This window comes from Mycobacterium sp. RTGN6 (assembly GCF_033804605.1).
Taxonomy (GTDB): Bacteria; Actinomycetota; Actinomycetes; order Mycobacteriales; family Mycobacteriaceae; genus Mycobacterium.
Map to the genome: position 1 here is coordinate 220032 of NZ_JAPZKZ010000003.1, position 26732 is coordinate 246763.

Annotated in this window: 31 protein-coding genes; 10 read left to right on the forward strand and 21 right to left on the reverse strand. The window is 67.6% G+C overall.

Annotated features, from left to right (window positions below):
* Nucleotides 1-5: 5 nt before the first annotated feature.
* From SLQ33_RS09115 to SLQ33_RS09125, 3 genes are all read right to left on the reverse strand, one after another.
* Nucleotides 6-2807 (reverse strand): toll/interleukin-1 receptor domain-containing protein, encoded by a 2802-nt coding sequence (locus SLQ33_RS09115; protein WP_319453494.1) that lies wholly within the window; start codon nucleotides 2805-2807, stop codon nucleotides 6-8.
* Nucleotides 2808-2885: 78 nt separating this feature from the next.
* Nucleotides 2886-3683 (reverse strand): class II aldolase/adducin family protein, encoded by a 798-nt coding sequence (locus SLQ33_RS09120; protein ID WP_319453495.1) that lies wholly within the window; start codon nucleotides 3681-3683, stop codon nucleotides 2886-2888.
* Nucleotides 3684-3772: 89 nt separating this feature from the next.
* Nucleotides 3773-4642, reverse strand: coding sequence for a 1,4-dihydroxy-2-naphthoate polyprenyltransferase (locus SLQ33_RS09125; protein ID WP_319453496.1), 870 nt, complete (start codon nucleotides 4640-4642; stop codon nucleotides 3773-3775).
* A 99-nt stretch (nucleotides 4643-4741) separates the two neighbouring features.
* Between SLQ33_RS09125 and SLQ33_RS09130 the strand changes: the two genes are divergently transcribed.
* Nucleotides 4742-5857 carry a nitronate monooxygenase gene (locus SLQ33_RS09130; protein WP_413467629.1) on the forward strand — a complete coding sequence of 372 codons (1116 nt, stop codon included), beginning with the start codon at nucleotides 4742-4744 and terminating at the stop codon, nucleotides 5855-5857.
* Between the two features lie 12 nt (nucleotides 5858-5869).
* On the opposite strand, the gene SLQ33_RS09135 is transcribed toward SLQ33_RS09130, so the two are convergent.
* From SLQ33_RS09135 to SLQ33_RS09145, 3 genes are read right to left on the reverse strand one after another with little or no spacing between them, the layout of a single operon-like run.
* A complete protein-coding gene (locus SLQ33_RS09135) occupies nucleotides 5870-6316 on the reverse strand; it encodes a nitroreductase/quinone reductase family protein (protein WP_319453498.1) in 447 nt (148 codons plus the stop codon).
* 48 nt (nucleotides 6317-6364) lie between these two features.
* A complete protein-coding gene (locus SLQ33_RS09140; protein WP_319453832.1) occupies nucleotides 6365-7387 on the reverse strand; it encodes a HAMP domain-containing sensor histidine kinase in 1023 nt (340 codons plus the stop codon).
* A complete protein-coding gene (locus SLQ33_RS09145; RefSeq protein ID WP_319453499.1) occupies nucleotides 7380-8069 on the reverse strand; it encodes a response regulator transcription factor in 690 nt (229 codons plus the stop codon). The genes SLQ33_RS09140 and SLQ33_RS09145 overlap by 8 nt, the downstream gene beginning before the upstream one ends.
* Nucleotides 8070-8199: 130 nt before the next feature.
* On the opposite strand from SLQ33_RS09145, the gene SLQ33_RS09150 reads away from it, so the two are divergent.
* Nucleotides 8200-8784: a TetR/AcrR family transcriptional regulator gene (locus SLQ33_RS09150; protein WP_319453500.1), complete on the forward strand. Its 585-nt coding sequence runs from the start codon at nucleotides 8200-8202 to the stop codon at nucleotides 8782-8784.
* Here the strand turns inward: SLQ33_RS09150 and SLQ33_RS09155 are convergent.
* The gene (locus tag SLQ33_RS09155) at nucleotides 8781-8978 is read right to left on the reverse strand and encodes a hypothetical protein (RefSeq protein ID WP_319453501.1); all 198 of its coding nucleotides are present in this window, start codon (nucleotides 8976-8978) and stop codon (nucleotides 8781-8783) included. The genes SLQ33_RS09150 and SLQ33_RS09155 overlap by 4 nt on opposite strands.
* A gap of 197 nt (nucleotides 8979-9175) precedes the next feature.
* Between SLQ33_RS09155 and SLQ33_RS09160 the strand changes: the two genes are divergently transcribed.
* A complete protein-coding gene (locus SLQ33_RS09160) occupies nucleotides 9176-10414 on the forward strand; it encodes a KasA/KasB family beta-ketoacyl-ACP synthase (RefSeq protein ID WP_319453502.1) in 1239 nt (412 codons plus the stop codon).
* A 9-nt stretch (nucleotides 10415-10423) separates the two neighbouring features.
* Here the strand turns inward: SLQ33_RS09160 and SLQ33_RS09165 are convergent, their stop codons facing one another.
* The 5 genes from SLQ33_RS09165 to SLQ33_RS09185 form a co-directional block, all read right to left on the reverse strand.
* A complete protein-coding gene (locus SLQ33_RS09165) occupies nucleotides 10424-11488 on the reverse strand; it encodes an AI-2E family transporter (RefSeq protein ID WP_319453503.1) in 1065 nt (354 codons plus the stop codon).
* Entirely contained in the window at nucleotides 11489-11644 is a 156-nt protein-coding gene (locus tag SLQ33_RS09170; protein ID WP_319453504.1) for a hypothetical protein, read from the reverse strand.
* A 91-nt stretch (nucleotides 11645-11735) separates the two neighbouring features.
* Nucleotides 11736-12350, reverse strand: a complete 615-nt coding sequence (locus SLQ33_RS09175) for a pyridoxamine 5'-phosphate oxidase family protein (RefSeq protein WP_319453505.1) — start codon at nucleotides 12348-12350, stop codon at nucleotides 11736-11738.
* A gap of 7 nt (nucleotides 12351-12357) precedes the next feature.
* Nucleotides 12358-13455 (reverse strand): o-succinylbenzoate--CoA ligase, encoded by a 1098-nt coding sequence (gene menE / locus SLQ33_RS09180; RefSeq protein WP_319453506.1) that lies wholly within the window; start codon nucleotides 13453-13455, stop codon nucleotides 12358-12360.
* A gap of 50 nt (nucleotides 13456-13505) precedes the next feature.
* A complete protein-coding gene (locus tag SLQ33_RS09185; protein ID WP_319453507.1) occupies nucleotides 13506-13811 on the reverse strand; it encodes a DUF3349 domain-containing protein in 306 nt (101 codons plus the stop codon).
* Between the two features lie 254 nt (nucleotides 13812-14065).
* Here SLQ33_RS09185 and SLQ33_RS09190 point away from each other — a divergent pair, with 254 nt between their 5' ends.
* The 4 genes from SLQ33_RS09190 to SLQ33_RS09205 all read left to right on the forward strand — a co-directional run bounded on the left by SLQ33_RS09190 (nucleotide 14066) and on the right by SLQ33_RS09205 (nucleotide 17067).
* On the forward strand, nucleotides 14066-15304 hold the full coding sequence (locus tag SLQ33_RS09190; RefSeq protein WP_319453508.1) for an inorganic phosphate transporter: 1239 nt from the start codon (nucleotides 14066-14068) through the stop codon (nucleotides 15302-15304).
* 32 nt (nucleotides 15305-15336) lie between these two features.
* Nucleotides 15337-15621, forward strand: a complete 285-nt coding sequence (locus SLQ33_RS09195) for a hypothetical protein (protein ID WP_319453509.1) — start codon at nucleotides 15337-15339, stop codon at nucleotides 15619-15621.
* Between the two features lie 12 nt (nucleotides 15622-15633).
* Nucleotides 15634-15951: a DUF3349 domain-containing protein gene (locus SLQ33_RS09200; RefSeq protein WP_319453510.1), complete on the forward strand. Its 318-nt coding sequence runs from the start codon at nucleotides 15634-15636 to the stop codon at nucleotides 15949-15951.
* Between the two features lie 246 nt (nucleotides 15952-16197).
* Complete coding sequence (locus SLQ33_RS09205; RefSeq protein WP_319453511.1) at nucleotides 16198-17067, forward strand: hypothetical protein; 870 nt, start codon at nucleotides 16198-16200, stop codon at nucleotides 17065-17067.
* Nucleotides 17068-17148: 81 nt separating this feature from the next.
* Here the strand turns inward: SLQ33_RS09205 and SLQ33_RS09210 are convergent, their stop codons facing one another.
* Genes SLQ33_RS09210 through SLQ33_RS09225 form a run of 4 tightly spaced genes read right to left on the reverse strand, consistent with a single transcriptional unit; the run spans nucleotide 17149 to nucleotide 20050 of the window.
* Nucleotides 17149-17535: a VOC family protein gene (locus SLQ33_RS09210; protein ID WP_319453512.1), complete on the reverse strand. Its 387-nt coding sequence runs from the start codon at nucleotides 17533-17535 to the stop codon at nucleotides 17149-17151.
* 30 nt (nucleotides 17536-17565) lie between these two features.
* Entirely contained in the window at nucleotides 17566-18345 is a 780-nt protein-coding gene (locus SLQ33_RS09215; protein WP_319453513.1) for an ABC transporter permease, read from the reverse strand.
* Nucleotides 18342-19085, reverse strand: coding sequence for an ABC transporter permease (locus SLQ33_RS09220; protein WP_319453514.1), 744 nt, complete (start codon nucleotides 19083-19085; stop codon nucleotides 18342-18344). The genes SLQ33_RS09215 and SLQ33_RS09220 overlap by 4 nt, the downstream gene beginning before the upstream one ends.
* The gene (locus SLQ33_RS09225; RefSeq protein ID WP_319453515.1) at nucleotides 19082-20050 is read right to left on the reverse strand and encodes an ATP-binding cassette domain-containing protein; all 969 of its coding nucleotides are present in this window, start codon (nucleotides 20048-20050) and stop codon (nucleotides 19082-19084) included. Before SLQ33_RS09225 ends, SLQ33_RS09220 begins: the two co-directional genes overlap by 4 nt.
* A 144-nt stretch (nucleotides 20051-20194) precedes the next feature.
* Between SLQ33_RS09225 and SLQ33_RS09230 the strand changes: the two genes are divergently transcribed.
* Entirely contained in the window at nucleotides 20195-21820 is a 1626-nt protein-coding gene (locus SLQ33_RS09230) for a long-chain fatty acid--CoA ligase (RefSeq protein WP_319453516.1), read from the forward strand.
* A gap of 12 nt (nucleotides 21821-21832) precedes the next feature.
* Here the strand turns inward: SLQ33_RS09230 and SLQ33_RS09235 are convergent, their stop codons facing one another.
* Both SLQ33_RS09235 and SLQ33_RS09240 read right to left on the reverse strand, forming a co-directional pair.
* Nucleotides 21833-22708 (reverse strand): SDR family oxidoreductase, encoded by an 876-nt coding sequence (locus tag SLQ33_RS09235; protein ID WP_319453517.1) that lies wholly within the window; start codon nucleotides 22706-22708, stop codon nucleotides 21833-21835.
* 19 nt (nucleotides 22709-22727) lie between these two features.
* Nucleotides 22728-23144, reverse strand: coding sequence for a hypothetical protein (locus SLQ33_RS09240; RefSeq protein WP_319453518.1), 417 nt, complete (start codon nucleotides 23142-23144; stop codon nucleotides 22728-22730).
* A 122-nt stretch (nucleotides 23145-23266) separates the two neighbouring features.
* On the opposite strand from SLQ33_RS09240, the gene SLQ33_RS09245 reads away from it, so the two are divergent.
* On the forward strand, nucleotides 23267-23761 hold the full coding sequence (locus SLQ33_RS09245) for a pyridoxamine 5'-phosphate oxidase family protein (RefSeq protein WP_319453519.1): 495 nt from the start codon (nucleotides 23267-23269) through the stop codon (nucleotides 23759-23761).
* On the opposite strand, the gene SLQ33_RS09250 is transcribed toward SLQ33_RS09245, so the two are convergent.
* Nucleotides 23758-24672 (reverse strand): 1,4-dihydroxy-2-naphthoyl-CoA synthase, encoded by a 915-nt coding sequence (locus SLQ33_RS09250; RefSeq protein ID WP_319453520.1) that lies wholly within the window; start codon nucleotides 24670-24672, stop codon nucleotides 23758-23760. The two genes, SLQ33_RS09245 and SLQ33_RS09250, sit on opposite strands and share 4 nt — an antisense overlap.
* 95 nt (nucleotides 24673-24767) lie before the next feature.
* On the opposite strand from SLQ33_RS09250, the gene SLQ33_RS09255 reads away from it, so the two are divergent.
* On the forward strand, nucleotides 24768-25043 hold the full coding sequence (locus SLQ33_RS09255) for a hypothetical protein (protein WP_319453521.1): 276 nt from the start codon (nucleotides 24768-24770) through the stop codon (nucleotides 25041-25043).
* A gap of 11 nt (nucleotides 25044-25054) precedes the next feature.
* Here the strand turns inward: SLQ33_RS09255 and SLQ33_RS09260 are convergent, their stop codons facing one another.
* Nucleotides 25055-25510, reverse strand: a complete 456-nt coding sequence (locus SLQ33_RS09260) for a nitroreductase family deazaflavin-dependent oxidoreductase (RefSeq protein WP_319453522.1) — start codon at nucleotides 25508-25510, stop codon at nucleotides 25055-25057.
* Between the two features lie 70 nt (nucleotides 25511-25580).
* Nucleotides 25581-26726 (reverse strand): cutinase, encoded by a 1146-nt coding sequence (locus tag SLQ33_RS09265; RefSeq protein ID WP_319453523.1) that lies wholly within the window; start codon nucleotides 26724-26726, stop codon nucleotides 25581-25583.
* Between the last annotated feature and the right edge of the window lie 6 nt (nucleotides 26727-26732).

The following is a 26732-nucleotide window of genomic DNA, read 5'->3' on the forward strand; positions in this document are numbered from 1 at the left end:
GTTGCTCAGTTCGTCGAGTACTCCGCCTCCTCGGCTGAGGTCAGTTGCCTGACGACGAGGCTTCGGGCCAGCGAGAGGACCGCTGGAAAGGGCATGGCGAAGGCCGTTGGCACGAGATGGAGTCCGGTCGTGTCATTCACGGCCAGCAGGAACGCGTCGGGGTTGATGGCCAGGTGGGGTGCCACCTCATAGCGCCCCACTTCGATCGGAGCTGAGTCCGGCTGCAGGTCCCACACCCCGACATAGCCGTCGTCGGTCGAAACCGCCAGCGTCGGACCGTTGTCGGCCAGGGCGAATTGGCTCGGCCCGTAGTCGGGCAGCACCTCGGTCACGGTCTGTGCGGTCAGGTCCCATATGGACGCGTGGCTAGAGGTCAACACGATCTTGGACGGCGTGAGGTACGCCACTTGGAACAGCCCGTCGGAGTTCGTTCCGTCGGGCAACGACTGCAGCACCGTCGCCGGCCCGGTGCCGTCCCAGGACTGGAGGCCGTTGGTGCTGTCGTCGATGAAGTCGACCCGTTGGTCGGGACGCCAGCCGAGTAGCGCCGTCACGCCCGCGTCGGATCGGCCGTGAGGTCGGAGCGTGACCGGCGGTTTGGCCGACGCCCACGGCCAGATGAGCAGGCTGGCGGGGCGCTCGGTCTGGTCACGTACGGCGAGGACTCCGCCGGTGGGGTCGAATGCCACCTGGAAGTCGCTGATCGCATACCCGGGGATGGTGTCGAAATCGTCCCTGTTGGACACCGCCAGGCTGGCGATCCGTGACCGAGTGTTCAAGTCCCACACCGTGATCGCGTTGGCTTGCTCCATCGCAAGGTGGCGACCGTCCGCGCTAAAGGCGAGCGGAATGCCGTGGCCAAGCGGTGTTGACACGCCCCTCGTGTCGACCAGGACCGTGTCGATGGCATCGGTGGCGACCGCGACGGTGTTCCCGTCCGGGCGCATGATCGGAAGTCCCTTGGCCGTGCCGGCATACTCCCGCGCGCTCCCAGCCGTCCACTCCCAGATCGCGACTTGGCCGCCTCCGGTGGCGATGTACTTCCCGTCGGTGCTGAACGCGACGCCACCGGACGTCGAGACGTTGCCGTTGAGGTACAAAGGCGTTGGGGAATTGCCCTCCCACACCCGCAGCGAGGCATCGCTCGTGCCCGCCGCCAGTTGCTTGCCGTCGGGACTCCACACCAGCAGCGGTGCGTTGACGTCGCAGCAATGTGCAGGATGGCCGGGCGGCGGATCGATCGACAAGGTTCTGGCCTTCGCCACTGTCTGCGCGGGATCCGTTGTCGCGGTGAGGTCCAACACCTTGGCGGATTGGCCGACGGCGACGGCAAGCCGGGAGCCGTCGGGACTGAACGCCATCGATCCACCGGCCACGTCCTCGCCGATCGGATACGTCGCGGGTCGGGACAGGTCGGCGAGGTTCCACACGTCGACGTCGGTGTCTCCGTTGGTCGCGAGGTACCTCTCGTCAGGACTGAGTGCCACCGCCCGCACCGCTTTGCCCGCGACGAGCCGTATGGTCCGTCCACCGTCGAGCGGCGTCAACGTCACGAGGCCGTCGACATTCAGGTAGTCGAACTCGATGGCGTACTTGCCTCCTGGGCTGAGCACTGGAGCTCGCCCAACACGAGTGATCGTCCGAATGGCTTGCGCCGCTTGACCTTGACGCCAGTCCCAAGCGAATACGGTGCCGTCGCTCGTCGCGAACACGACGTCGCCATTGGCGCGAAATTCCGACCCGACCACGGAGCCATGTTTCTGGCCGACGGTCTTGGCGGCCACGTCGGCGGGGTCGCCGGCTGGCGAGCGGATCCAGTCCCACACCTGCACTTCCAGCTCGGTGTGTGTCACCACGTGTTGGCCGGAGGCGTCGAAGGCGTGCTGACCGATCGTCGTGAGTTCGTTCGTGTCCGTATCGGGGGGCGGCATCATCGCCCGAACGGTGGACTGGCGCACGGCTTCTCGAACCGCGGACATCGCCCCCTCGGTGGGGGCACTGTCGTACGCGCGCAGTGCCAGTATGAGCGCGAGCTGGGGGTCGCCAATGAGGTTGGTCTGAGACTCGGCCGCCAACTGTCGCGATACCGCGATGGTCCGCTGTAACGTCGCGGCATTGCGCTGAACCGTGGCGTTGTGCCAGAAGAAGATCGCCAACGTGGCGACGATGGCCATCGTCGTGGCGATGGCCACCGCAGCGGCGATCGATCCACGCTGTCGGCGGCTGGCAGCGCGGCGGCTGGTGGCGATGAACCTGCTCTGGACGGGGACAGTGGTTGGCTTGCGGTCGGTCTGGCCTTCGAGCCACTGCTCGGCCTCGGTGAGTTGTACGCCACGGAGCAGCAGGCTCGCGTCACCGCCACGCGTATCCCACTCGGTGGCGCGCACCAGCAGGCGCGTGTGCTGATGAACGCGTGCGATGTCGGTCTCGAGCACTTCGACGAGGCGGGCGACGTCGTCGTCGAATGATTCGCGAGTTACGAAGTGCCAGTTGATATCTGGTAGCGGAGGCGGAACCGAGGTCGTCGGCGTGTCCCGGATGACCACGGGAACGATCCGTTTCGCGAGTTGCACGGCGTGGTCGAGCTCGGTGCGGCACACGTCCGACGCTGCGGAATCGGGGGAGATGAAGAACAGCATGGAGTCGGCGGCCGCGATCGCCGATCTGATCTCGTCCAGCCACACCGCCGAGGGCTCGATCTCGTCGGTGTCGACCCAGACGTTCTCGCCGGCGCTGCGCAATGCGTCGATGATCGGCGCGACGATGTCGCGATCGGTTCGCGCATACGACACGAAGACGTCCGACATTGGCGTGTCCTCCCGGCTTGCCATGAAAGTATCGGGAGCGCTTGGGCGGCGCCGGTCAGAACGCCGATTCAACCGGAATCAGTCGAAGAGATCGGGCTGCTCGCGGGTGATGCGGTCGTAGAGCGGCTGGAAGCTGAACCAGCCGGCGAAGTGGGTGCCCACCTGGCCCGCGGTGAGCTTGGCCATTTCGGGGTCGATCAGCACCGGTTTCCCGACGGCTTCGGCCATCAGCTGGGCGTGGCAGGAGCGTTCCATGGTGATGAACCACCACGCCGCCTCCTCGACCGAGTGTCCAACGGTGAGTAGGCCGTGGTTGCGCAGGATGGCGGCCTTGCCATCGCCGAGCGTGTGCGCGATGCGCTTGCCCTCCTCGAGGTCGAGCACGACGCCGGAGTACTGGTCGAACAGCGCGTGGTCGTCGTAGAAGGCGCACGCGTCCTGGGTGATGGGGTCGAGCAGCCGACCCAGGGTGGACCACGTCTTGCCGTAGACCGAGTGGGAGTGAGCGGCGCCGATCACGTCGGGCCGGGCGGCATGCACCTGCGAATGGATCGCGAACGCGGCCTGGTTCAACGGCTTGTCGCCCTCGACGATCGTGCCGTCGTGGCGGACCAGCAGCAGGTCACTGACGCGGATGTGGCCGAAGTGCATGCCGAACGGGTTGACCCAGAAGTGGTCGGTCAGTTCGGGGTCGCGGGCGGTGATGTGCCCGGCGACGCCTTCGTCGAATCCGAAGCGGCTGAACAGCCGGAAGGCCGCGGCCAGGTTCTGCTTGCGGTGCAGGCGCTCTTCTTCGACGGTGCGCTCCTGCGGCATGAGTGATGCAGTGTTGCCACCTGCGAGGCGCTGGGCCTGCTCGGCGTCGGTGTCGGTCATTAACTCAGCGTAGGCGCGTCCAACGTGAGCCCACTGCGAAATTCCGGCCCGATTCTCGCGGTGGCGGCACGCTCGGCGAACCCGTCGCGTCAGCCGAATGTCAACGCAAGCGCCACGGCGACGGACCACACCAGCATCGTCAAACCGGTGTCGCGGAGCACGGGAATCAGGTCCTTGCCGCCCAAGCCCTTGCGCACGGGCGCGGCGGCCCGCCCGGCTAGCGGCAGCGCTACCAACCCGACCGCCGCCCACGGCGTCGCCAGCATCAGCACCAGCGTCAGCACAAAGGCGACCGCCACCAGCAGCTGGTACAGCACCCGAGTTCGGCCGTCGCCCAGCCGGACCGCGAGCGTGATCTTGCCGGATTCCTTGTCCGTCGGGATGTCGCGAAGGTTGTTGGCCACCAACACCGCCGACGACAACGCGCCGACGGCGACGGCGCACGCGGCGCCCACCCAATCCACCCGCAGCGTTTGCGTGTACTGGGTGCCGAGCACCGCGACGAGCCCGAAGAAGACGAACACTGCGACCTCGCCGAGGCCGAGGTAGCCGTACGGCTTCGATCCGCCGGTGTACAGCCACGCCCCGGCGATGCACGCCGCGCCGACCGCGATCAGCCATGGCTGGCTGACGATCGCCAGCGCCAGTCCGGCCAGCGCACCGACGGCCAGGCTCACCACGGCGGCGGTCAACACCGCCTTTGGGGAGGCCAGCTTCGAGCCGACGAGGCGCAGCGGTCCGGCGCGCACGTCGTCGGTGCCGCGGATGCCGTCGGAGTAGTCGTTCGCGTAGTTCACGCCGACGATCAGGGCCAGCGCGACGACGAGCGCCAACAACGCCTTCCACCACACCGCGTGGTCCAGCCAGGCCGCCGCGCCGGTCCCCGCGATCACCGGGGCGACGGCGTTGGGCAACGTCCGCGGGCGGGCGCCCTCGAGCCACTGCGCGAAACTTGCCACGGACGTCATCCTCCCATCAGGGGCGTGCCGGACAATGGACGGAGGTCTCGCGTTCGCGCGGTTGCGCGGTTAGCCATACTGTCGAGTGTGAAACTCGACATGTGTCAACAATTCGGCATCGACTTCCCACTCTTCGCGTTCAGTCACTGCCGCGACGTGGTGGCCGCGGTGACGAATGCCGGCGGGTTCGGGGTGCTAGGGGCCACCGCGTACACGCCCGAACAGCTCGACCAGGAGCTGTCGTGGATCGACGCCCACGTCCACGGCAAGCCGTACGGCGCCGACATCATCGTGCCCGCCAAGTTCGAGGGCAAGGGCGAGCACCTCTCGGGCAGGCAACTCGCCGACCGAATCCCGGACGGGTACAAGGACTTCGTCGCCGAGTTGCTCTCAGCCCACGGCATCGAACCGGAGTCGTCGCCGCGCATCGGCGGATCGTCCCTGTCGGGGGACACCGGCCAGGAACTGCTCGAGGTGGCGATGAGCCACCCGATCAAGCTGATCGCGAATGCGCTTGGCGTGCCGCCGGACTACATGATCGACGCCGGTCGGGAGCACGGCGTGCCGGTGGCGGCGCTCGTCGGTGCCAAGGAGCACGCCGTCAAGCAGGTCGCGGCGGGCGTCGACCTGATCGTCGCCCAGGGCACCGAGGCGGGCGGGCACTGCGGCGAGGTCACCACGCTGGTGCTCATCCCCGAAGTACTTGAAGCCATCGAGGCATCCGGATCCCAGGTGCCGGTGCTCGCCGCCGGGGGCATCGTCACCGGACGGCAGATGGCCGCCGCGGTCGCGATGGGGGCCGCGGGCGCGTGGACGGGCTCGGTGTGGCTGACCACCGAGGAGGCCGAGACGGCGCCCGCCACGGTGCAGAAGATGCTCGCTGCGACGTCGCGGGACACGGTGCGCTCGGCCGGTCGCACCGGAAAGCCTTCCCGGCAACTGGTTTCGGAGTGGACCGACGCATGGCAGCCCCATGAGGACGGGCGCAAGCCGCTGCCGCTGCCACTGCAGTCGATGTTGTGCGAGCCCGTGCTCCGGCGCGTCGACGCGCTGGCCGAACAGGGGCATCCGGGGGCGCAGGCGCTCGCCACCTACTTCGTCGGCCAGGGCGTCGGGTTGATGAACAAGGTGAAGCCTGCACGCGACGTCGTGCTCGAATTCATCGAGGACTACCTGACCGCCACCCAGCGGTTGAGCAATTCGTTGCCGGAGTGAACTCGCCCGGCGTTAGTCGAACGTGATCCGCACCGAAATCGGGTCGCTCTCCATCGCGCGCATCGTCATCGCGGTGGCGGACTGAGTGAGCTTGCCGTTGCCGCCGAAGCTGCGGGCGCGGGCGCGCACGTCGTCGTCGGGCTCGAAGGTGGCCGTGCCGGTGCGCCACTGATCCTTGATGCGGACGCGCACCCGCGGATTGGCGGCGATGTTGTACGCCCAGCCCGCGCGGCGGCCGTGTTGGCAGATCACCCACAGTCCGTGCTCATCCGCGCGGCCGGTGAGCGGCACGCGTCGGGGCTGGCCCGACTTGGCCCCGGTGGTCTCCAGTTCGACCGTCAACGGCGGGTGAATGCCGATTCGGCCGAGGGCGTTGACCACGGGATTCATCACGACGCGACCGACCCGTCGCTCGAATCTGAACTTGCGCAGTGCCTTCTCGGTACTCGTCTTGGCCATGGCTACCGACGATAGTAGAACGATCACTCAATAACAAGAGCCGGGCGGTCACTCCTCGCCGGCCAGCGGCAAGCGCACTTCGAAACGGGCGCCGGTGTCGCGGTTGTATGCGGTCAAGCTGCCGTGATGCGCCTGCACCAGCCCCGCCGCGATGGCCAGCCCCAGGCCCGACCCGCTCGGCAGCGACGAATCCTCCCGCGGAACCCGCCCGTTCGAGCCGCGGTACGCCACGTCGAAGACGCGCGGCAGGTCGGCCTCGTCGATCCCGACGCCCGTGTCATCGACCCGCGCCCAGGCGCCGCGCTCGTCGGAGCCGACCGCGAGTTCGACCGTGCCGCCGCCCGGCGTGTGGGCGATCGCATTCGCGACGAGGTTGGACAGCACCCGCACCAGCGCGCGGTCGCTGCCGATCACCTGGACGGGGTTGGCGGGCATGTCGGCACGCAATACGACCCCCGCGCGCTCGGCGGCTATCCGGTGGGCGGACATGACGTCGTCGACGACCTCGTCGAGGGCCACCTTGTCGTAAACGGGTTGCACGGCACCGGCGTTGATCTTCGACATCTCGAAGAGGTCGTCAACCATCTCGGAGAGCCGAATCGTCTCCTGCTCGATGTGCTTCGCATGGCTGCGCACCCCTTCGTCGGCGACCACCCCGTCTGCGATGGCCTCTGCGATCGCGCGAATCCCGGCCAGCGGGGTCCGCAGGTCGTGGCTGACGAAGGCGACCAGCCGGCGCCGGCTTTCCTCGGCCGCCTTCTCCGACTCGCGAATCTCGTTCTCCCACACCGTGCGACGGGCCTGGTAGCGGGCCAGCATCACCGCAGCGGGAATGGTGACGATGGAGACGATGACGAGCACGACGGCGATCCGCTCGAACCCCTGAGTGATCATGAACCCGCTGGCGCCGAGTACTCCCGTGAACGTCGCGAGCGTCGGGATGAGCACCAGCGCCACCATGCTCACCGCCAGCGACCACGACTGCGCGACGCGGATCACGATGGCCCCCGCCAGCACCACGGGCACTGAGCAGGCCAGGGCCAGCCCGACGATCTCCCAGAAGTCAGGCATCGGCATCCGGCGGCCCGCTCCACATGTAGCCGCGGCCCCACACCGTCTGGACGCGGTGCTCGTCGCCGAGCTTGGAGCGCAGCCGCTTGACGTGCACGGTGACGGTGGAGAGGTCGCCAAAGTCCCACTGCCACACCCGCTTCAGCAACTCCTCCCGACTGAACACCACGTCCGGGTGGGTGAGGAAGAACAGCAACAGGTCGAACTCGCGGTTCGTCAGGCTCACTGGGCGGCCGTCGATGGTCACCGAGCGTGCGGCCGCGGTCACGGAGAGCCGGCCGACCGTGATCGGGCCGGCGGGAGGCAGCGGCGACGCGGGCGCGCGCCGGAGCACCGAACGAACCCGCAGCGCCAGCTCGCGCGGGCTGAACGGCTTGGTGACGTAGTCGTCCGCGCCGACCTCGAGGCCCGCGATGCGGTCGGCCTCCTCGGACAGGGCCGTCAGCAGGATCACCGGAACGGTGAAGCCGCTACGTTCGCGCAGCGTGCGGCACAGCGCCAGCCCGTCGGGGCCCGGCATCATCACGTCGAGGATCGCGAGGTCGATCTGTTCCGACCCCAGCAGCGACATGGCTTCGTGGCCGTCGCGGGCGGTCGACACGTCGAGTCCGTCGCGTTCGAGATACCGGCGCAGCACGTCGCGCACGACGGTGTCGTCGTCGGCGATGAGCACCCGGGTCACGACTTTCCACAGTAGCCGGATGCGTGCGTTACCTGCGGGAATGTCACGAACTGTTAAGCGTTCACGACGCGTTCAGCACCGGCGAGTCCATTTATGGACCAGGTATTCCATAACGGCGTAGATTGGGCTGATGGCACGACCACGCACCTTCGACGAAGCCGACGTGGTGGAGGCGGCCCGCGACCAGTTCTGGAACCGCGGCTACGTCGCCACCTCCGTCGAAGACCTCACCGCCGCGACCGGGCTTGGCAAGGGCAGCTTGTATGGAGCCTTCGGCGACAAGCATTCGCTGTTCCTGCGGGCCCTCGACACCTACTGCGTCGCGGCGATCGACCGGGTGTCGGCGCAGTTGCGTGAGCCGGGCGTGCCCGCGTTCGAGCGGCTCTCCAACCACGTCCGCGCGATGGTGGCCGACGTCATCGCCGACACCGAACGGCGCGGCTGCCTGATGTCGAAGAGCTCGGCCGAACTCGGCGGTTGCGACGAGCAGGTTGATCGCATCGTCGGCGACGCGCTGCGCCGCTGGCGGGCCGACCTGGTCGACTGTCTGGTCGAGGCCAAGGCCGACGGCACGCTCGCGGCCACGGCCGACCCGGACGCACTGGCGACGATGGTGCTCGGGTTGATGCGCGGTTTCCAGGTGCTGCGCCAGGGTGGGATCGAACCCGCTGCGCTGAACGCGGCTGCAGAGCAGGTGCTGGCGCTCGTCGCTTAGCCGGCTGCCCGATCGGCGTCGAGCACGCGCCACCGTCCGTAGCTGATCGTCCGCACGGTAAGCCGCCCCTCGCCGACCATGTCGAGCATGTGTTCCGCCTCAGCCAGATCCTCCGTCACCATCAGAATCGTGTTGCTGTTCGGAGTCTGGATCCCGTACTGGACGTGTCGTTCCGCAGTTCCACTCCTGGCCATGTCGCCCGCCTTTCCCCACGGTCCTCAAGGCCCTACGTATCGGCACGTTTACCCACTTCAGCGCCTGTTCAACCGCGCGCTGGGATCGTCGGGGGGAGTCGCCAACGACCCCGACTTGCATCGCGGTGCCGCGGTTGGGTGCAATTGGTGCGGAAGCCGCAAGGTGGAGAGTGGACCGTTCGACGAGGTGGTGACCGATGACGAGAGCACATCCAGACGTAGTCATTACCGGTGTAGCCCTCACCAGTGGCCTTGCGCCAAACGCCGAGGACACCTGGACGGCGCTACTCGACGGCCAGACCGGCGTTCGCCCGTTGGGTGACGCGCTGCGCGGCGACATCGAGCTGCCCACCCGAATCGGCGCCGCGCTCCGCGAGCACGTCGACGCCGAGCTCACCAGGGTGGAGCTGCGCCGGCTCTCGTACCTGCAGCAGCTGTCGCTCGTCTTGACCCGCAGGGCGTGGCAGGACTGCGGCTCACCCGTCGTCGACCCCAGGAGGTTGGCCGTGTCCATCGGCACCGGCTTCGGCTCGGGCGAGGAAGTCATCGAGGCCTACATCCGGATGCGCGCGAAGGGCCTGAAGGCGGTGTCCCCGCTGTCCGTGCAGATGTTCATGCCGAACGGCGCGGCAGCCACGGTCGGGCTGGAACTCCAAGCGAAGGCCGGGGTGTCGGCGCCCATGCTCGGCGACGCCTCGGGCGCGGGCGCCGTGGCTCAGGCGTGGACGCAGATCGCGTTCGGGGACGCGGACGTGGTGATCTGCGGCGGAGTGGAGAGCCGCATCGAGTCCGTCCCCATCGCCGCCTTCTCCCAGCTCGACGGCGTGCTGTCGACGAAGGACGACGATCCGGGTGCGGCGTGCCGCCCATTCGACCGCGATCGGACCGGCATGGTCTTCGGCGAGGGCGGCGCGCTGTTCGTGATGGAGACCGAGGCGCACGCGAAGGCCCGAGGCGCCAACATCCTGGCCCGGGTGCTCGGCTCGGCGATGAACTCCGACGGCTACGACATCATGGCCAACGACCCCGACGGGGAGCAGGCGGCCGACGCCGTCGCGCGCGCGATCCGCGTGGCCGGCCTGCAGCCTGGAGACATCGACCACGTCAACGCCCACGCCGCGGGCACCGTCGCAGGTGACCTCGCCGAGGCGGTCGCGCTGAGGAAGGTGTTCGGTGGCGCGCAACCGGCGGTGTACGCGCCGAAGGGTGCGCTCGGGCACACCTTCGGCGCCGCTGGCGCCATCGAGGCGGTGCTGACGGCGTTCGCCCTGCGCGACGGTGTCGTGCCTCCGACGCTGAACCTCGAAAACCTCGATGCCCGAATGGAACTCGACGTCGTGGCAGGCGAGCCTCGCAAGGACGACTACCGGTACGCCGTCAGCACGTCGTTCGGTTTCGGCGGCCAGAACGTCGCGCTGGTCTTCGGCAAGTACTGAACGTCGGGGCTAGCCGTCGCCGGGATCCTCGGCGACGAGCACTCGCACGAAGCTGTTGAAGAACGCGATGGCGGGCACTGCGAGCAGCGCACCGAGGACCCCGGCGAGCACGCCTCCGGTCGCGATGCCGAGCACGACGGCAAGCGGGTGGATCGACACGGCGCGACCCATCACAAGGGGCTGCAGCACGTGTGCCTCGAGCTGCATCACGGCGATGACCAGGCCGAGCGTGATCAGCGCGTAGACCAGGCCCTTCGCGAACAGCGCGACGATGACTGCCAGCAGGCCAGTGATCACCGCCCCGAAGATTGGAACGAACGCGCCGAGGAAGACCAGCGAGGCCAGGGGGAGCGCCAGCGGAATGCCCATGATGGCGAGCCCGCTGCCGATCGCGACCGCGTCCACGAGCGCCACGACTGACGTCGCCCGCGCGTAACCGGCCAGGGAGTGAAAGCCCGCGGCGCCGGCCTTGCGCACGCGTGAGCGCTGCGTTCGTGGCACCGCCTTGGTGACGAACTGCCAGATGTTGCGTCCACCGAGCAGGAAGAAGATCGTCGTGAACAGCACCAGCAGAACGCCGGTGACGATCTCGGCGATGGTGCCAGCGGTCGACAGGGCCCCGGTGGTCAGCTGAGCTTGGTTGTTGCGCAGCGCATCGATGACCTGATCGCCGGCCTGGGTGAGCTGATCGCTGCGTAGTTTCAAGGGTCCGTCGACCAGCCAGCGTCGGACCCCCTCGATGCCTCGGGTCACTTGTTCGACGAGTTGCGGTGCACCGTCGACGAATTGGTTGACGACGAAGGCCAGGATTGCCACCAGTGCGGACATGCCGAGCACGAGCACGAACGCCACCGCCCCGCCGCGGGCGGCGCCGTATCGATCGAGGGCGTCGACCGCGGGCAGCAGCAACGCCGTCAGTATCAGGGCCAGGGCGACCGGGACGACGACCAGGCCGAGCCGGCGCATCGCCTCGAAGACGACGATCGCCGCGGCGAGGATGACGAGCAGTCGCCATGACCACGCCGCGGCGCGTCGTACCCGAGGAGTCACCGACTCCTGGTCGGTGTCGGGCACCTAGAACCAGACTTTTCGACCCCCAACGGGCCGTCCGACGGCGCCGAGCACCCACAGCACAACGCCGATGATCAGCAGAATTCCGCCGATCGTGTAGAGGATCGACAACCCCGTGAAGTAGCCGATCAGCAGCAGGATCACACCGAGCACGATCATGTGTTCTTCCGATCTATCAAGGGATGGTTCCCTGACGTCAGAATTTCCGTTTACGTCAGTTCCAAACCCCTGGCGAGCGACGACTTTCGCGCTAGTAGAGGAGCTTTCTGAGATTGTCCTCGGAGTAGTACCTTTCGAGTTCTTCGTCGCTCATGTCGGGCTTGATGGCCTTGGCTAGTTGCGCGACGCTCGGCACTGCCCCGGGATCCCAAGTCTCCGGCTTCCACGTCTCCGACCGCAGAAATGCCTTGGCGCAGTGGAAGAACACCTCTTCGACGGCGATCTCGAGGGCCAGGATGGGTCGCTTGCCGTCGACCATCATCGCGTCGAAGTAGTCGGCATCGGACACGATCGTGGCGGATCCGTTGATGCGCAACGTGTCTCCGCGGCCGGGGATGAGGAACACGGTGCCGACGTGTGGCCGCGCCAGGACGTTGAGATAGCCGTCGACGCGCTTGTTGCCCGGCCGTTCGGGGATGGCGATGGTGGTGTCGTCGACGATGTGGACGAATCCGGGTGGATCACCCTTGGGGGAGACGTCGACGCGTCCGTCGGCGCCCGTCGTGGCCACGAAACCGAGCGGCGAGTGCGACAACCAGTCCTGCTGGGCCGCCGACAGCCGGTCCTTGACCTTGTTCGCGACGGCGGCGACGGGCTGGCCGACGATGGCCCTCAGTTCTTCGACGGTGGTGACTTCACGACGCATGTCTCCATCATGCGCCAGCGCGGAACCGTGCGGCGAGCTCTTTTCGGTCCACCTTGCCGATGCCGCGCCGGGGGAGTGCGTCGACGACGTGGACCTCTCGCGGTGCTGCGGTGGGGTCAAGGGTCTGCACGACGTGTGGGCGTAGGTCGGCCACCGTCGGGGCAGGATGGCCTGCGGTCACGACGACGGCCGCGACGACGCGTTGGCCCAGCCGTTCGTCGGGCACGCCGAACACGGCGCAGTCATCGACGGCGGGATGCGTCGCAAGCGCAGCCTCGACGAGCTGCGGGAACACCGTAAGCCCGCCCGTGCTGATCGCGTCGTCGACGCGGCCCATGATCCGCAGTGTGCCCGAATCATCCACGATGCCAACGTCATCGGTACGAAACCAACCCGGCTCCGCGAACGGGTCGGGCGTCGCCGGGTTGCGATACCCCAGCGCGAGGGTCGGACCGCCCAGCACGACGCGGCCCCCCTCGATGCGGACCCGGACCCCGTCGAGCGGACGGCCGTCGTACACGCAGCCACCTGCCGTCTCGCTCATTCCGTACGTCCTGACCACCGAAATCCCCGCTGCCGAGGCTCTTTCGCCGACGGTTGCGGGCATCGGGCCGCCGCCGATCAGCACGGCGTCGAGGTCGGCGAGCGCCGCGGTGGCGGAAGGATCGCGCAGCGCCCTGTCGAGTTGCACCGCGACCACTGAGGCGTACCGTCGCCCCGTGCCCAAACGAGCTATGGCGGTGGGTAATTCGGCCGCGTCGAAGCTCGCCGTCAGCGCGACCGGCGTCGTCCCCGCCAGCGTGCTGCGCACCAGCACCTGCAGCCCGGCCACGTGGTGGGCGGGAAGGGCGAGCAGCCAGCGCCCAGGGCCGCCGAGCCGATCGTGGGTGGCCGACGCGCTGGCCGTCAACGCCGACGCCGACAGCATCGCGCCCTTCGGGACGCCCGTCGTGCCCGACGTCGACACCACCACCGCCACGTCGTCACCGATGGACTCACCGGCGCGCAACGACGTCGTCAACAGCCGTGTCTCGCGCGCGTCGTCCGCGGGCACGGGCAGCACGGCGTCCGCTGAACCCGCCAACGCGGCTTCGAGCGCGGGCATCAACGCCAGGGCGCCATCCCCGGCGCCGACCGGATGGGCGCGCAGGACTGCTATTGCGAGTCCTCCGCGTCGTCGCGTGGGTCGTCGAGCGGCCAGCCCTTCTTGGCAAGCCGCTCCCTGACCCGTTCGACGTCCTCCTCCCTGGGGAGTTCGTCGGTGAGCTCGGTGATCAGCACGCCGATGTCGATGTGGTCGAACTCGCCGCGGTCCATCAGATCCTGCGCGACGGCCTTCACTTCCTCATTGGTGAGCCTGCGGGTGAGCAGCGCCATCAACGGCACGCGGTCCGGACCCGGAACTCCCTCGGGATAGCCAGCATTCAGCCACGCCACGATCTTGGCGAGAAATCCGTTCATTGCGTCAACTCCCCCATCGGGGCGGCAGGTCGCCTCGGTGCTCGGACACGTCGATGTTAGTGGCGAGCGGGGTACCCAGGCGGCGCGGCGCGGAACCTGTGAGATGCCTGTACGCGCCGGGAAAACGAGTCGAGGCGGACAGGTGAACAGTGGATGAACTCCTAGCCCAGGCGGGCAAAGTGCCTGGTCGAAGCACTCTTTTAGCCCTGCTAGTGGCTGGTCAAATTTGACTACGTACCCCCAGAATTAGCGCCATGAGCGCAGAGCTAATCATCCTGGTGTTGTTGATTGCCACAGCACTGGCATTCGACTTCACGAACGGTTTCCACGACACCGGCAACGCGATGGCGACGTCGATCGCCACCGGTGCTCTCAAACCCAAGACCGCGGTGTTGTTGGCCGGCATCCTGAACCTCGTTGGCGCCTTCCTCTCCGTCGAAGTCGCGGTCACCGTCACGACGTCGGTGCTGAAGGTCCAGGACAGCAAGACGGGTTCGCTGTTGCCGAACATCGACGCCTCAATGGGCTTGACGATCATCTTTGCTGGCCTCATCGGCGGAATTCTGTGGAACTTGCTGACGTGGCTCTTCGGCATCCCGTCGAGCTCGTCGCACGCACTGTTCGGCGGGCTCATCGGCGCTGGGCTGGCGGCGCTGGGCACTGCGGGGGTCAACTGGGCGGGCGTCACCCAGAAGGTGCTGATTCCCGCCGTCGCAGCCCCGCTCATCGCTGGCCTCGTCGCGGCATGCGGAACGTGGCTGGTCTACCGCCTCACCCGCAACGTGGCGCAGAAGCGCCGCGAGGGCGGCTTCCGCTGGGGTCAGATCGCCACCGCGTCGCTGGTCGCGTTGGCGCACGGCACCAACGACGCGCAGAAGACCATGGGCGTCATTGCGCTCGCGCTCATCACCACCGGTCACCTGACGGGCGACGTGAAGGAGAACGGCCTGCCGTTCTGGATCATCTTCACCTGCGCGTTGGCCATCGGTCTCGGCACCTACCTCGGTGGGTGGCGCGTCATCCGCACCCTCGGGAAGGGGCTCGTCGAGATCGAGTCCCCGCAGGGCTTCGCCGCCGAGGCGTCGTCGGCCGCCATCATCCTGAGCTCGAGCGCCGCGGGCATGGCGCTGTCGACCACCCACGTCGCGACCGGCTCGATTCTGGGCAGCGGCGTGGGCAAGCCCGGCGCCCAGGTGCGCTGGGCGGTCGCCGGCCGGATGGCCGTCGCGTGGCTGGTGACGCTGCCGGCCGCGGGTCTCGTTGGCGCGCTCGCGTTCTGGATCTCGCACACGGTGGCCGGGTTCACCACGCAGCTGGTGGGTGACGGTCTGATCTTCCTCATCCTCGTCGGGCTGTCCGGCTACATGTGGTGGCGTGCGCAGCAGCAGAAGGTCGACTCGAGCAACGTCAACGCCGATTGGGACGACTCGACCAACTCCGTGGTGCCCGCCGACGTGCGCGAGGCCAAGCCCAAGGACCCGGCAGCCGTCTAGCCGCCCATCCGCGACAAGCAAAGGAAACGTTCATGGTTTACGCAGAGAGCATCCTCAAGGTGCTGGTGGTCGGCCTGCTCCTTGGGGCCGGTCTGCCCGCGGTCTTCGCGGCCGGTTTGGTGGCATATTCGAAGGGGGCTGGTGGCGCCGATGACGCCGGAACCGTAAGCGCCCCCAATCCGGCGTTGAAATACCTGGGTTTGGTGCTGTTTCTGTTCGTCGGCTGGGTGATCGTGACTGCCGTCTTCTGGATCACCAGGACGACGATCATCCACCACACCGGTATAGACCTCTTCCCCTTCATGCCAAAGAAGTGAGTTGATCGCAACATGACCGAGATCCAAAACACCCCCGGCTTCCTCGACAACGTCCTGCGCTGGCTGCACGAGGGCTTTCCGGAGGGCGTGCCGCCGAAGGACTACTTCGCTGTGCTGGCGCTGCTGAAGCGCTCGCTCACCGAGGATGAGGTCGTCAAGGCCGCTCAGACGATCCTCAAGAACAGCGATGGTGACGTGGTTACCGAGGACGAGATCCGCACCGCCGTGCAGGCAGTCATCGACAAGGAGCCCAACCCCGAGGAAATCCACCAGGTCGCCGCGCGGCTGGCTTCGGTCGGGTGGCCGCTGGGAGCAGCACCCGCACGCTGAACTAGTTGACGACTGGCAGCCCTCGGTCCGATTGGACCGCGGGCTGCTGGCGTTCTGGGGCTGTGCCGCAACGGAATTGGCTGGCGGCGGGTGCCCAGCAATTCATCTGGCATCGCCGAGTGTGCGGTTTCGTACGCGACTCTCCGATGCGGGCGTATGGATTTGCACGCTCAACGCCCAGGGGCCCTGTGGATAACACTGCGTGGGTTGGTCGTTTGTGTCGGATGTGGCTGCGAACGTCCGGCCATGGAGATCGAGTGGCCGTTCGTCGCGTCCGAGGCCTTGGATGCCGAAGCGCTGACGTTCCGCGAGTTGAGACGTCACCACCGCGCCGAGTATCCGGGGATCTGGCTGCCACGCGGCGCCGAGTTGACCCTTGCGCAACGTGCGCGGGCCGCTTGGCTGTGGTCCGACCGCGCCGGCGTGCTCAGCGGACTGGTCGCGTCGGCACTCCTCGGCGCCAAATGGGTCGATTCCGACGTCCCCGTCGAACTCATCCACTCGAATCGGCGGCCACCGCGTGGCGTCGCCGTGCACTCGGACACGCTTCTGGCGGGGGAGGTGCTGTTGGTCGACGACATGCCCGTCTCGACGCCGGCGCGCACGGCGTACGACCTTGGCAGGTGGTTCACCGAGGATGAAGGGGTGAAGCGCATCGACGCGTTGATGAACGCCACCGAGCTCACGGTCGATGAGGTCGCCGCCGTCGCCGCGCGGCACCCGCACGTGCGCGGTCTCCGGAGACTCAGCAGCACGCTCGGGCTCGTCGACGGCGGTGCGGAGTCGCCGTACGAGACGATGACGCGACTGCTGTTGATACGCGCGGGATTTCCTCCACTGCAGACACAGATCAAGGTCTTCGACCATCGCGGCAAGCTGTTCGCCCGCATCGACATGGGCTGGCCTGAGTATCTCGTCGGCGTCGATTTCGAGGGTGCCCACCATTGGACCAATCCGCGGCAGCGGTCCTGGGACGTCGAACGTTTTGCGAAGCTACCCGAATTGGGTTGGATCGACGAGAGGTTGACCAGTGGAATCCTGTTCAATCGGCCGCGGTACTTCCTCGACCGCGTCGGCGCGGCGTTGATCTCCCGCGGATGCCCGCAGACGTGGTGAGTGTGCGGATCGATACACCTTCATAGGCGAGTCGCGTATGAAACCGCACACTCGACGGGGCGCGCCGCTATAGGGCGCGGTTCAGCGTCTGGTGTCCTGACGCAGCGGGTGCGTCTCGGGGACCTGCACGAAGATGAGCATCACCCCATCGGGGTCGGCGACGTGCATTTCGTGAAGGCCCCACAGTTCCTGCTTGGCTTCCCTTGCGATCTCGACGCCGCGGCCTTCGAGCTCGGCCTGCGTCGCGTAGACGTCGCGCACCTGCAGCCAGAGCGCCCCGGGGAATGGCGGGGCCGATGCGGGCGGCGTGCCGTGCCCGGCGAGTTCGATGAGCGACTGTCCGGCGTAGAAGACTGTGCCGGCGCCGTACTCGCGTGCGATCGCCAAGCCGATGGCGTCGCGGTAGAACGCCAGCGAGCGTCGGTAGTCCGCCGGCCGGAACAGCACTCGGCTGGCGAGAATCTCCATGACGTCGTGTTTAACACATGTGGATGGTTGCTACGCGCCGGACTCGGCGGCGGCTCGGTAGCCGCGTATGGCCATCGGCCCGAACGCCGCGAGCAGTCCGGCCACCCACGCCACCGACTGCAGCACCGGCCAGAGCGTGGGCCCGCCGTCGGCCAGCGCGCGCATCGCCTCGATCGCAGGCGACATCGGTTGCGCCCTGACGAAGGGCTGCAACCAGCCGGGGAACACCGTGGCGGGCACCATGCCGGAGTTGAAGAACAGCAGCAGGAACGCGACCGTCGACAACCCCGTGATGATGTTCTTGCCGCCTGCTTTGACGCCGAACGCGATGATCACCGTCGAGAAGCCGATCACCATCAGCACCGGCACCAGCACGAAACCAATTGCGGCAAGCCAGCCTTCGTTGAAGCGCAGTCCCATCGCCACGCCGACCGCGGTGATCACCAGCGCCCCGACGAATGCTCGGCCGGCTTCGGCGAGCAGGCGTCCGGTGAGCGCGCTGGCGCGGTGCACCGGCAACACCCACAGCCGGCTGAGCAACCCCGACTCGCGTTCGTTGGGTAGGGCGGCGCCTGCGCCGATCGCACCGAACAGCGCCCCGGCGACGGCGCACATCGGGACCAGTCCGTAGAGGCTGTCGTCGCCCGTGAGGTGGTGGATCGACTGGCCGATCACCAGCTTGTAGACCACCAGTAGGAACGTCGGGAAGATCAGCGCCTGGATCAACACGACCGGTTCGCGGGTCCAGCGCCGCAGCAGCCGGCCGGCCTGCAACCGGCTCTGCAACGCCCATGTCGTGGGCGCAGTCACCTTGTCCGCCTTTGCATCCGCACCGCGATCGCGCCGAACGCGAGCAGCAACCCAACGCACCACGCCAGGCTGATGAGCAGGTTGCTCCGCTCGACGTCGCCGAGGGCAAGGGCGCGCAGCGTCTCGGCGATCTGCGAGACGGGTTGGTTGCGCACGAAGGGCCCGAGCCAAGCGGGAAACGCGGCGGCGGGCGCGATGCCCGTCGACAGCATCACCAGCAGCAGCTGGGGAATCAGCAGGGTCTGGCCCGCGGCCTCGGCGTTGGTGGACACCGATCCCATCGCGTCGGCGCCAAGCGACAGGGCCAGCGACAGCACCAGGGCGATCGCCACGAACGCAGCGACTTCGAGCGCGCCACCGTGGAATCGGAAGCCGAACGCGAAGCCGATGGCAAGCGCGCCCGCCAGTGCGCCCGTCGCGCGGATCAGGGATGAGAGCATCCGGGCCGTGACGGGAACCAGCGACGTCATTGGCATGGAGCGCAACCGAATACCCAAGCCGCTCAATTGGTCTCGTGCGGCGCGGTCGGCGGTCGTCATGGCCGTGAAGATCATTGCCTGCACCACGATCACCGGCAGGACGTACTGCTGATAGGCCATGCCACCGGTGTCGATGACGTTGCTCAGCGTGACGGTGAAGCACAGGAAGAACGCGACGGGCCCGCCGATCGCGAAGATCAGGTCGCCGTCGCGCAGGGTGCCGAGCACCGAGCGTTCGGTGAGCGCGCCGAGTGCCGTCACGCCGAGGCGTCCGCTGTGGAGCTCGCCGGCGCGCCCGTCAGCTTGAAGAAGACCTCGTCCAGCGACGGCTTGCGCAGCGAGATGTCGGTGAGCTCAACGCCGAGCGCGCCGACGCGGCGGAAGACCTCGGACAGCGTCCCGACGCCGTCGGGGGCCGGGACCGACACCGTCCCGCTGTCCTTGTCCGTTTCGAGTCCGTCGACGCCTGCGAGCGCCTCGGCGATGCGGGGCACGTCGGCGAGATCGACCGGGGTGACCTGGCAGTAGCTTCCGCCGACCTTGCGCTTGAGCTCGTCGGCGGTGCCGTCGGCGATGACCTCACCGTGGTCGATGACGACGATCGAGTCGGAAAGCGCGTCGGCCTCCTCGAGGTATTGCGTGGTGAGCAACGTCGTGATGCCCTGCCCGCTCAGCCCGGCGACTAGGTCCCACACCTCGCGGCGGCTGCGCGGGTCGAGCCCCGTCGTCGGCTCGTCGAGGAAGACGACCTTGGGTGGGACGACGAGCCCGCAGGCGATGTCGACGCGGCGGCGCATCCCGCCGGAGTAGGTGGACACCCGCTTGTCGCCGGCGTCGGTGAGGCTGAACGTCGCCAGCATCTCGTCGGCGCGCTCCTGGGCCGGGCGCCGGTCGAGGCCCCGCAGCCGGGCGAAGAGGACGAGGTTCTCGCGCCCGGTGAGCAGCTCGTCGACCGCCGCGTACTGGCCGGTGAGCCCGATGCTGGCGCGGACCTGCTTGGCCTGGTCGACCACGTCGTACCCGGCGACCGTCGCGCGTCCCGTCGACGGCCTGAGCAGGGTCGAGAGGATGTTGATGGTGGTCGTCTTGCCCGCGCCGTTCGGGCCGAGCACCCCGAGCACCGAACCTGCTGGGGTCGAGAATGTCACCCCGCGCAGTGCCATGGTGTCGTCGGTGGTCCCAAAACGCTTGGTGACGGCGTCCAGCTCGATCGCATTGTCAGCCACGCCGAGAGTATGGCATGGCTAACCTAATAAACTAGCCGCTGGGTTGCTTGCCGTAATGCCCCGAAGCGCGTCGCGATGGTGGCAGGGTTGTTTGCCTGAGTCGCCGGTGGCGGCGTGCGATGGGGGGCCCTCGTGTTCGGACTCATGCAAGATCATCCGCTACTCATCTCGTCGATCATCGAGCACGCGGCAACCTTCCACCCGGACGCCGAGGTCGTGTCGCGGCAGCCCGACGGAAGCGTCTGTCGGTCCAACTGGCGGGGGGTACGCGACGACGCCCGTCGGGTCGCCAACGCGCTTGCGGCCCTCGGAGTGGCGAGCGGTGACCGGGTCGGCACGCTGGCCTGGAACAGCCACCGCCACCTCGCCGTCTACTTTGGCGTCTCCGGTGCGGGCGCCGTGCTGCACACCGTCAATCCGCGCCTGTTCCCCGAGCAGATCGAGTACATCGTCAACCACGCCGAGGACCGGGTGCTGATGTTCGACGTGGACTTCGCACCGCTTGTCGACAAACTCGCGCCGCGGCTGAAGACGGTGACGACGTTCGTCGCACTCTGCGGACGCGACCAGCTGCCAACCCTCGACGTGCCGAACCTGCTCGCGTTCGACGAGCTCATCGCCGAACAGAGCAGCGAATTCAGCTGGCCGGAGTTCGACGAACGCACCGCGTCGTCGCTTTGCTACACCTCGGGCACCACGGGCAACCCGAAGGGCGTGCTGTACTCCCATCGCTCGACGGTGCTGCACTCGCTGATGGAACTCGCACCCGACACCTTCGGGATTCACTCCGGCGAGTCCTTGATGCTCATCGTGCCGATGTTCCACGCCAACGGCTGGGGCGCGCCTTATGCGGCGGCGATGGTCGGCTCGAAGTTGGTGCTGCCGGGCCGGTTCCTGGACGGGCAGAGCGTATTCGAGCTCATGCGCGACGAGCGGGTGACGTTCTCGATGGGCGTGCCCACCGTCTGGCTCATGTTGTTCGCTTACCTCGATGACCATCCCGAACTCGACCCGCGAACCCTGGCGCTCGAGCGGGTGGGCGTCGGTGGTGCGGCGTTGTCGCGCGCGATGCTCGAACGCTTCGAGGGTGACTTCGGCGTGCGGGTCGTCCAGGGCTGGGGCATGACCGAGACCAGCCCGATCGGCGTCATCAGCAATCTGCTGCCGAAACACGCCGAACTCTCCGGCGACGAACTCGTCGACGTCAAACTCAAACAGGGGCGCGGCGTGTGGGGCGTGGAGCTGAAGATCGTCGACGACGAAGGTCGGCCGCTGCCCTGGGACGGCATCGCCTTCGGCCATCTTCGGGTGCGCGGGCCGTGGATCACCAACGGCTACTTCAAGGGCGAGGGCGACTCGCCGGTGGACGCCGAGGGCTTCTTCGGCACCGGCGACGTGGCGACGATCGACCCGGATGGCTACCTGCACCTCGTCGATCGTGCGAAGGACGTGATCAAGTCTGGCGGAGAATGGATCTCGTCGATCGACGTGGAGAACGCGGTGATGGGCCACCCAGGCGTGGCGGAGGCCGCGATCATCGGGGTGCCGCATCCCAAGTGGCAGGAGCGGCCACTGCTGCTGGTGGTCAAGCGGGCCGGCCACGACGTCGACGGGGCCAGCGTGCTGGAGTACCTGAGCAGCCGGGTCGCGAAGTGGTGGCTGCCCGACGACGTGGTGTTCGTACCCGAGTTGCCGCACACCGCGACCGGCAAGTTGCTGAAGAAGGCGCTGCGCGACGAATACCGCGACTACACCTTGCCGACGGCGTAACCGCTTGGGCCATCAGGCGCTCGGCTGCACCCGCTGGCGCTTCATGATGGCGTCGACCGCGGCCGGGGCGAAGCTGTTGACGGCGTGGGCGGTGACGGCCATGCGGGGTGCGATTCGGACCGGACGGGTGCGCGCGGCGGTGACCATCCAATCGGCTGCCTCGTCGGCGGACAGCCCAGGCAATCCGTCGTAGGCACGGGTCGGAGCGATCATCGGCGTCTTCACCAGCGGATAGAACAACGTCGTCGAGTGCACGCCGTCGGTGCCCCACTCGGTCTCGATCACCCGGCTCACGGAGGTCAGTGCGGCCTTCGACGCGTTGTAGACCGCGAACAGCGGTGACGACTCGCTGAGCACGCCCCAGGTCGAGACGTTGATGATGTGGCCGTCGCGGCGCTCGCGCATGCCGGGGGCCAGGCCGCGGATGAGCCGCAGCGGGGAGTAGTAGTTCAGCGCCATCGTCCGCTCGACGTCGTGCCAGCGGTCCAGCGATTCGGCGAGCGGGCGGCGGATCGAGCGGCCCGCGTTGTTGATGAGCACGTCGATGCCGCCGAGCTCGCGTTCGACTGTTGCGACCAGCTCGTCGACCGCGTCGAGGTCGGACAGGTCGCAGGCGTGGGCGCGCGCCTCGCCGCCTGCGTCGATGATCCGGTCGACGACGTCGTCGAGCAGTTCCTGCCTGCGGGCGGCGACGACGATCGTGGCGCCCTCGCGGGCGAGCTTGACGGCGCCTGCCTCGCCGATGCCCGATGACGCCCCCGTGATGAGGATGCGCTTGCCGCGCAGGTCGACGGGGTTGCGGCGGGGCCGCAGGGTGTCCATCAGTGGCGGGCGCATGCTGGCCAGCAGCAGGCCTTCGGACAGTCGACGCAGCGGGCTCTTGCTCACGTGGCCGAGCCTAGTTCGCTCAGGAATCGGGCTTCGGGGCGGCGCGCAGCACCCAGCGGGCATAGCCGATCCAGCAGACCGTCGCGGCCACCAGCCCGATCGCGAGTACCGCCAGCGGCGCCGCGGCCAGGTTGACGGCCACCGAGTCGCTGCCCGGTAGCCGTCGATCCACGATGGCCTTCAACCCGAACGGGAGCACGCCCGCCGCGACGACACCGATGCCGCCGATGAGCGCCGCGCCGAAGTTGCGCATCCGCGCGGCATAGACCATGAAACCCGCTGAGAGAAGGACGAGTACGCCGAGCGGAAGCGGACGCAGGCTGGCGTTGAGAGCACCGGTCGTGTGCCATGCGCCCCATCCGGCGAGCGTGGCCGAGCCTCCGACGGTGTGCGCGCTGTACCAGGGTGCGACGGTCGCGGCGGCGATGGCGAACACGCCGAGGACGACGATCGTCCACCTGGTGAGTGTGGCTTCGATGGTGTGGTCCCCCGATCACTGGTCGGGAAAATGCTAGCGCCCGCCGATGAGTTGTCCCGGCAGGGGGAGTCGGTACTGGTATGACCTTCGACGCAACGCTCGACACCCGATTCAGCCAGGCCGAGCAGCCAACCGACTGGGCCGACGCGAAGTCCGCCCTCGAGCGCGCGGAACTGTACTGGCTCACCACGATTCGCAAGGACGGCCGTCCGCACACCGTGCCGCTGGTCGGCATCTGGACCGACGAGACGTTCGTGTTCTGCACCGGGCACACCGAGCAGAAGTACCGCAACCTCGAGCATCGGCCGGAGTTGACGGTGGTGACGGGTACCAACACCTGGCAGGCCGGTCTCGACGTGGTCGTCGAGGGGACGGCGGCGCGGGTCACCGGGGCACAGACGCTGACGGCGCTCGCCGACGTCTATCGCGCGAAATATGGCGACGACTGGAGCTTCGCGGTCGACGACGAGGTCTTCGATCCGGACGGCGAGAGCGCGCACGTGTTCCGCGTGACGCCGACGAAGATCCTGGCGTTCGCGAAGTCACCGCACGGCCAGACCCGCTTCACCCCCTAGAAGTAGCGGGGGAATTGCGACCAGTCGGGGTCGCGCTTCTCCAGGAACGCGTCGCGGCCCTCCACGGCCTCGTCGGTCATGTACGCGAGCCGCGTCGCCTCACCCGCGAACACCTGCTGGCCGACGAGCCCGTCGTCGATCAGGTTGAACGAGAACTTCAGCATCCGGATGGCTTGCGGCGACTTGCCGTTGATCTCCGACGCCCATTGCAGCGCAACGGTTTCCAGATCGGCATGGTCGACGACCTCGTTGACGGCGCCCATCGCGAACATCTGCTCCGCCGTGTACGTGCGGCCAAGGAAGAAGATCTCGCGGGCGAACTTCTGCCCGGTCTGCCGCGCCAGGTACGCGCTGCCGTAGCCGCCGTCGAAGCTGCCCACGTCGGCATCGGTCTGCTTGAAGCGGGCCTGCTCGCGGCTGGCCAGCGTCAGGTCGCACACCGCGTGCAGGCTGTGCCCGCCGCCGGCCGCCCAGCCGTTGACCAGGCAGATGACGGGCTTCGGCATGAAGCGGATCAGCCGCTGCACCTCGAGGATGTGCAGTCGGCCCGCCTGCGCGGGGTCGACGGTGTCGGCGGTCTCCCCGGAGGCGTACTGGTAGCCGGTGCGGCCGCGGATGCGTTGGTCGCCGCCCGAGCAGAACGCCCAGCCGCCGTCCTTGGGCGACGGCCCGTTGCCCGTCAGCAGGACGACGCCGACGTCGGAGCACATGCGCGCGTGGTCGAGCACTCGGTAGAGCTCGTCGACGGTGTGCGGGCGAAACGCGTTGCGCACCTCGGGCCGGTCGAAGGCGATGCGGACGGTCGGCTGACGCTTCCCTTCGACGACGTGGCGGTGGTACGTGATGTCGGTCAGGTCGAAGCCATCGACGGGCTGCCAGCACGTCGGGTCGAACGGATTGTCGGTGCTCACGGCCTTGACTCTAGAGTCGGCTGGGTTTCACAGGAACAGCCCAGGGGTACAGACGGCACGACCGGGCAAAGTTGCCCACTTACGGAGAGGCCACGATGAAGCGGTCAGCGAGTGTGTTGGTGACGGGAGTGATCGCGGGCGTGCTGCTCGCCGGATGTTCGCCGTCGTTCACCGGTGGCGACACGAAGTGCAAGGACTTCGTCGCCGCCGATCAGAGCACGCAGACCGAAGCGGTCTCCAAGATGTTGAAGGACGAAAAGGGCTCCGACGCCGCCAGTCTCGAGATCACCGGCACGCGGCTATCGGTGCAGACCTGGTGCCAGACCCTCGGCACGCCGGACAGCAAGATCAAGGACGCGCCGCACCTGTGACCGGCTGAGCGTCAGGCCGGATCGAAGCGAAATACGGCGCAACGCCCGGCGAGCGCCTCGAACTCGTCGGGCGTTCCTTCGGTGACGAGCCCGGAGCGCTTCATGAAGCTGACACCCGTCGGCACCAGGGTGGGGAATTGCCGCAGGAGTGGACGGGCCTCGTCAGTGGAGAGCTCGACCATCCGCACCGTTTCGGAGGTCCTGCCCGCGGTCAACGTCGCGGTGGCCGCGGCGCGAGCGTTGCGCTCCCAGTCGGCGCCGGGGAAACCGGCGACGACGTAGCGCGTGCCGTCGACGTACATCGGCGTGATGGGCGTCGACCGCGGTTGGCCGGACTTGCGGCCGGGCACCGTCAGCACAAGGGGGCCCTCCTTGCCGGAGATGGGCAGACCCAGTCGCAGCATCACCATGAACACCTTGTTCATCGGCTTGAGCCACCACGGTGGTTTGAGGTTGTCGTCAGCCATGTTTCGAGCTTAGACGGCTATGACGTGCAGTCCTTCCCGGCGCTGTGGCGTGCTGGTCAGCGCAGCCCACTCATTGCAGCCGCAGCGCGACGTCGAACTGAAAGCCCTGATTCCACTGGGCCCACGAACCGGGAAACAACAGCAGCGTCGCGCCGTCGGGCACCTTCTCGCGGATCGTCTTGACCGCGTGGTCCACCGCGGTCATGCCGTCCCAGAACGCGTGAGCCGGGTCGCCGTACATGCCGTGCGCCGACGTCATCGCGAACTTCACCGCGTCCGAGAGCAGGCCGACCAGCGACGGCAGGATCATCAACAGCTGCAGCGGATTCATCAGCGCACCAACGGAGTTCGCGGGCCCGGTCGTCATCATCGGCGCGAGGCCGGAGAGCGCCCCGGCCACCGGGTCGTTGGAGTCCTTGAGCCCGGTGAGTTCCTGCATGGCTTGCATCGGGAACACCAGGAACAGCCAGGAGGCGAAGTCGAGGGTGAGTTCGGCTCGTGCGATCACCTGGTACAGGAAGAACAGCAGTCCGCGGGAGCGCGGGTACCAGTCGCCGTCGATCGAGTAGCTGTAGTAGCGGTCGACAACCCAGTCGGGGTGAGGCTCGCGGGCGATCCCCTCGCCGGCGTCGTTGCCCAGCAGCGAGCCCTCTGCGCGCATCGATGGATCACCGAAGTTGATGGACAGCTTGTACTGGGCCTGCATCTGGGGTGTCAGTCGGCATTCGTAGTCCCGTAGCGTCTTCGCGCCCATGCTGTAGCCGATGCCGACGATGGGTTCGTTGGGGATCAGGTTCGTCAGCCGGATGGCTTCGGAGGCACCCGCTGCGGTGGCCCGATTGAAGCTCGGCGCGTCGGGCGGCATGAGGTACGCGCGAGTGTCGTGACCGACGCCCTGGATGCGGTACTTCGGCCCGAGGATCGGCGGTACATGGGCGCCGATCCGGACCTGGATGGCGAAGTCGGCGATGCCGTCGGTGCGGAAGCTGGTGCCCTCGGTGCGGTTGACGTGCACCATCAAGTCGATGAGAGCATCGCGAGTGGCGGCGTCCCACGTGCCCGATTCGTGGACGCCGTGGGCGATGGCCTTGGAGTTCTTCGAATAGGCGAAGAGGAGTCGGTGTTGCACCTTGGCCACCGTTTCGCCGGTGTCGGGTACGCCGGTGATCTGGTCGAAGCCGAGCCCAATCCACTTGCCGCCATTGTCGTGTGCCATTGACGG